5 protein-coding genes are annotated in these 5,082 nt (G+C 73.5%); 4 read left to right on the forward strand and 1 reads right to left on the reverse strand.

The features are described from left to right. Positions 1–362: 362 nt before the first annotated feature. The 4 genes from tuf to ACOV8S_RS04715 all read left to right on the forward strand — a co-directional run bounded on the left by tuf (position 363) and on the right by ACOV8S_RS04715 (position 4,175). Entirely contained in the window at positions 363–1,532 is a 1,170-nt protein-coding gene (gene tuf / locus ACOV8S_RS04700; protein ID WP_448316253.1) for an elongation factor Tu, read from the forward strand. A gap of 206 nt (positions 1,533–1,738) precedes the next feature. After that, positions 1,739–2,422 carry a hypothetical protein gene (locus ACOV8S_RS04705; protein WP_448316254.1) on the forward strand — a complete coding sequence of 228 codons (684 nt, stop codon included), beginning with the start codon at positions 1,739–1,741 and terminating at the stop codon, positions 2,420–2,422. Continuing rightward, the gene (locus tag ACOV8S_RS04710) at positions 2,415–2,963 is read left to right on the forward strand and encodes a putative immunity protein (protein WP_448316255.1); all 549 of its coding nucleotides are present in this window, start codon (positions 2,415–2,417) and stop codon (positions 2,961–2,963) included. Before ACOV8S_RS04705 ends, ACOV8S_RS04710 begins: the two co-directional genes overlap by 8 nt. A 90-nt stretch (positions 2,964–3,053) precedes the next feature. After that, positions 3,054–4,175, forward strand: a complete 1,122-nt coding sequence (locus ACOV8S_RS04715; protein ID WP_448316256.1) for an AI-2E family transporter — start codon at positions 3,054–3,056, stop codon at positions 4,173–4,175. A gap of 172 nt (positions 4,176–4,347) precedes the next feature. Here the strand turns inward: ACOV8S_RS04715 and ACOV8S_RS04720 are convergent, their stop codons facing one another. Beyond that, on the reverse strand, positions 4,348–4,992 hold the full coding sequence (locus ACOV8S_RS04720; protein WP_448316257.1) for a dihydrofolate reductase family protein: 645 nt from the start codon (positions 4,990–4,992) through the stop codon (positions 4,348–4,350). Between the last annotated feature and the right edge of the window lie 90 nt (positions 4,993–5,082).

The raw sequence follows: 5,082 nt of genomic DNA on the forward strand, positions 1-5,082 counted from the left end.
GGACGATGCCGTCGCCGCGCGAGGCGGTCGTGCGGGAGCGGGCCGGGCGGGCAGGAAGGGCCCGCGAAAACCGTTCGACGGGCTCGCCCCCCGTCCGCCATGCTCTCGGACATGTTCCGGTACGCCTTCGCCCTCGCTGCAGCATCCGCGGTCGCGGATGCTCCGAAGGCTGCCGCCGCATTCCTCGCGGCAGGCGCAGCGGTCGGCGTCGCCACCGACGGCGCCCGAAGGTGACCCTCCCCGGACAGAACTACCGGCGGACCCCGTAGGGGGAGGGTCGGAGAACCGCCCCCGGGGTCCCGGCCGGCCGCTCCCTGTGGGGGAAGGGCCGGACACCGCGCGTCGCATCGCGAGGAACAGCCATGCCCAAGACGGCATTCGTCCGCACCAAGCCGCATCTCAACATCGGCACCATGGGTCACGTCGACCACGGCAAGACCACCCTGACTGCCGCGATCACCAAGGTGCTCGCCGACCGCGGGGCCTCCCGCTACGTCCCGTTCGACCGCATCGACCGGGCTCCGGAGGAGGCCGCGCGCGGCATCACCATCAACATCGCGCACGTCGAGTACGAGACCGACACCCGGCACTACGCGCACGTCGACATGCCGGGGCACGCCGACTACGTCAAGAACATGGTCACCGGCGCCGCCCAGCTCGACGGCGCGGTGCTGGTGGTGTCCGCGCTCGACGGGGTGATGCCGCAGACCGCCGAACACGTCCTGCTGGCCCGGCAGGTGGGCGTCGAGCACATCGTCGTCGCGCTCAACAAGGCCGACGCCGGCGACCCGGAGCTCACCGACCTGGTCGAGCTCGAGGTCCGCGAACTGCTGGCCGCGCACGGCTACCCGGGCGAGGAGGCGCCGGTCGTGCGGGTCTCGGGGCTGAAGGCCCTGGAGGGCGACCCGCGGTGGGTCGCGGCCGTCGAGGCGCTGCTCGACGCCGTCGACACCCACGTGCCGATGCCCGAGCGGCACCTTGAGGCGCCGTTCCTGCTGCCCGTGGAGAACGTGCTGACCATCACCGGGCGGGGAACGGTCGTCACCGGCGCGGTGGAAAGGGGCACGGTCCGCATGGGCGACCGTGTGGAAGTGCTGGGCGCGGGGCTGGAGTCGGTGGTCACCGGGCTGGAGACCTTCGGCCGGCCGATGGAGTCGGCCCAGGCCGGCGACAACGTCGCGCTGCTGCTGCGCGGGGTGGCCCGGGACGCGGTGCGCCGCGGCCACGTGGTCGCCGCGCCGGGCAGCGTCACGCCGAGCCGCCGCTTCACCGCGCGGGCCCGCATCCTGTCGGCCCGCGAGGGCGGACGCCGCACCCCGGTGTCCACCGGCTACCGCCCGCAGTTCTACATCCGCACCGCGGACGTGGTGGGCGACGTCGACCTCGGGGAGGCGGGCACGGCGCGGCCCGGGGAGAGCATCGACATGACGGTCGAGCTGGGATCCGCCGTCCCGCTGGAGCCCGGTCTGGGCTTCGCCGTCCGAGAGGGCGGCCGGACCGTCGCCGCGGGAACGGTGACGGAGGTCGGCTGACGGCGCGGGGCCCCCTTCGTAGAAGCGGGTCCGCCCCTCTCCGAACGGGGGCGGACCCGTCCTCCGCGGCGGGGATGCCCGTCGACCGGCGGCCGTCCCGGGGCGGCGGGTGGTAGAAACACCCCGACGGACGGGGCACGCCGGCCCCGCCCAGGACCCAGGGGGCAGCGATCTCTTCCGTAATCGCCAACGTTCTGATCGGCCTGGTGACCAGCCTCATCGGAGGCGCCTGCGGCTGGCTCTGGGAGCGCGGCAAGCGCTCCCGGATGCTGCGGCGCAAGGCGGCGTTCTTCGGGGTCGTGCCGGGTGAGCCGTGCCTGGTCGTCGTCGGCAACAAGCACGGCCTGCCCGACGTCACCCACCGCAAGGACGTCGACGTCGTGGCGGAGATCGCCGCCCTGGCGGGCCAGTTCGGCAGCGACGTGGTGACGGAGTCCAGCAACACGTTCCGGGGCAGCAACGACGACCGGACCGAGTTCTGCGTCGGCGGCCCGGCCGGGGAGGCCAACGTCCGCACCGGGGGGCACCTGGCGGCGCACCTCCCCGGCGTCCGCGTTCTCCCTTACCAGGAGGGTCACCCCGACTCTGTGGCCCTCGTCGTCGGCGAGCACCGGTACCTCTTCGACAAGAACGTCCAGGAGTACGCGCTGGTCGCCAAGTTCACGCCGCCGGAGGCGAGCCGGCCGGTCCTCCTCGTCTGCGGCCAGAGCGCGCTGGCCAACCGGGCGGCCGTTCACCACCTCAAGCGCAAGTACGCGGAGGTGGCGCGCGCCCTGGAGTCGGTGGATCGTTTCTGCATAGTGATCAGGGTGCCGGAGATCCGCACGTACGGGTACCAGGCGGCCACCTTCGAGCGGGACGTGACCAGGGAGGCCTTCGCGCGTGTCTGAGACCGGACCGGAGCCGGTTCCGCTCAGCCGGCAGGACCTGCGCGAGGTCACCGCCTTCGCCGCGACCTGTGCGCAGACGGTGCTCGACGTGTTCGAGGCGGACCGGCCCGACGACCCGCGTCCCCGCCGGGCCCTGGACACCGCTTGGGAGTTCGCCCGGGGCGGCGAGCGCGGCAAGGCGCTGCGCGACGCGGCCTGGGCGGCGCTCAAGGCGGCCCAGGCGGCCGAGGACGAGGCGGCCCGCGAGGCGGCCCGCGCCGCCATGGCCGCGGCGGGCGCCGCCTACCTGCACCCGTTGGCCAAGGCCACGCAGGTCAAGCACATCCTGGGCTCGGCCGCGCACGCGGCCCGCGCCGCCGAACTGGCCGCCGGGGACGACCGTGCCGTCGGCGAGGACCACCTGCGGCGGGCCGCGGGGCACGCCGGCGGGGCCGTGGTCGACGTGCTGGGGCGCTATCCGGCCGCCCCGCCCGGCGGAGGCCGCACCGGCGAACTCCTCCGCTGCCTCGACGCCGCCCTGCGCGACCGCGGCCGACGGTGACCCGGGGGGCGCCCGGTTGCCCGGGGCCGCCCGGCGACCCGTAACTGCAGCCTCACCGACACCACTTGGGGCTGCCTCTAGAGTGACTCCATGCCTGACAGGTTGAGTGCCATACGAACCCGCGCCGCGCTCCGTTCCTCGGCGCGCACCTCCGCCGAGCTGCTGCTGCTCCTGCTGACGGTCGCCGCCGCCCTGTGGCTCCTGGGCCGCATGTGGCCGGTGCTGTGGCCCCTCGTCGTCGCCCTGTTCCTCACGACGCTCACCTGGCCTGTCACCCGCTTCCTGCGGGAGCGGGGCTGGCCCGCCACCCTCGCGGCCTCGGTGGTGACCGTGCTGGCCCTGGTGATAGCGGCGGGTGTGGTGGCCCTGATCGCCGTCCCCGTGACGTCCCAGTCCGGGGAACTGGTCGACGGGGTGGTGGCCGGCATCAAGCACCTGCGGGAATGGGCCGCGGGACCGCCGCTGAACATCGACGACGCGGAGATCAGCAAGGCCCTGGACTCCGCGGTGGAGCGTCTGCAGAACAGCGCGGGCGCCACGGTCTCCGCCGTGGTCACCGGCGTCGGGACGGTGATCAACGGTCTCGTCACCGCCGTGCTCGCGGTCTTCCTGATGTTCTTCTTCCTCAAGGACGGCCCGCGCTTCCTGCCCTGGCTCGGCCGCCAGCTGCCCGGCAAGTACGCCGTCCACGTGCCGGCCGTCGCCGAGCGCGGCTGGAACACCCTCGGCGCCTTCATCCGCTCCCAGGCCCTGGTCGGCCTGATCGACGCGGTGCTCATCGGTATCGGCCTGTGGCTCCTCGACATCCCGCTCGTGCTGCCCCTGTCGGTGCTGACCTTCGTCTCCGCCTTCGTGCCGGTGATCGGCGCCCTGTTCGCCGGCTTCGTCGCGGTCCTCATCGCCCTGGTCTCCAACGGACTCACCGACGCTCTCATCGTGCTGGCGATCATCGTGGGCGTGCAGCAGCTGGAGGGCAACGTCTTCCAGCCCATGATCCAGAGCCGGGGCCTCGGGCTGCACGCCGCGGTCATCCTGCTCGCGGTCACCTTGGGCGGCAACCTGGCCGGCATCGTCGGCAGCCTCCTCGCCGTCCCGGCGGCCGCGCTGATCGCGGTGGTGTGGAACTACGTCCGCGAGCAGCTGACCGAGTCGGACGAGCAGCCGCCGCCGGACGGCGAGGCGGACGGCGGCGCCACCGTCGCCACGGTCTGACCGGCCGCCCCGCGCCCCGGAGGCCCGGACCCGTCCTGCGCGGGTCCGGGCCTCCGTCGTTCTCCTCGCCGTCCGTTCTCCTCTGCCGCCCGTACGCCTCTGCCGTCCCGCGCCGCGGTCGTGCGGGCGGGTCCGGGTGCGGATGCGGGCTCGGTGCGGACTCGGGTGCGGGTCACCGCCGCCAGAACAGGTGGTGCGTCACCCCGCTGGGGCTCGGCACGACCTCCAGGTGGAAGCGGTCGAGCAGCTCGTCGGGGGATTCCCACAGGCGCAGTCCGGTGCCGTACTCCACCGGCGCGACCGCCACGTGCAGGGTGTCGACGAGATCGGCGTCCAGGAACTGCCGGACGGTGCCGACGCCTCCGCCGAGCCGCACGTCCTTGCCCCGCGCCGCCTCCCGCGCCTGCGCCAGCACCGTGGCCGGGTCGCCCTCGACGAAGTGGAACGTGGTGTCGGACAGCGTGAAGGAAGGGCGCGGGTAGTGGGTCAGGACGAACACGGGGGTGCGGAACGGAGGCTCGTCGCCCCACCAGCCCCGCCACTCGTGGTCCTCCCACGGGCCGCGCTGCGGACCGAACTTGTTGCGGCCCATGATCTCGGCGCCGATGTTGTGGCTGAAGTCCCGCGTGAAGTAGTCGTCGATCCCCCGGCTCCCTCCCCCGTCCGTGCGCCCGGGCCAGCTCGCCGTGGCGAAGGCCCAGCTGTGCAGACGTGCGGGATCGACGTGACCGAAAGGTCTCTCCAGCGTCTGGTCCTCCCCGGCGCCGATGCCGTCGCTCGAGACGGTGAAGTTCTGCACTCTCAGCAGCTGGGCCACGCGTTCCTCCTTGTGCGGTGACACGACGGTGGGGGACTCTCCCGGCCGGCGCAACTCATCGCCGCCGCGCGACGCCGACCCGTTCCCCGC

This window comes from Streptomyces sp. CO7, assembly GCF_053474865.1.

What these genes read in the sequence shown, in the direction of transcription:
- tuf (WP_448316253.1), top strand. Translation starts at nt 363, where the DNA reads ATGCCCAAGACGGCATTCGTCCGCACCAAGCCGCATCTCAACATCGGC.
- ACOV8S_RS04715 (WP_448316256.1), top strand. Translation starts at nt 3,054, where the DNA reads ATGCCTGACAGGTTGAGTGCCATACGAACCCGCGCCGCGCTCCGTTCC.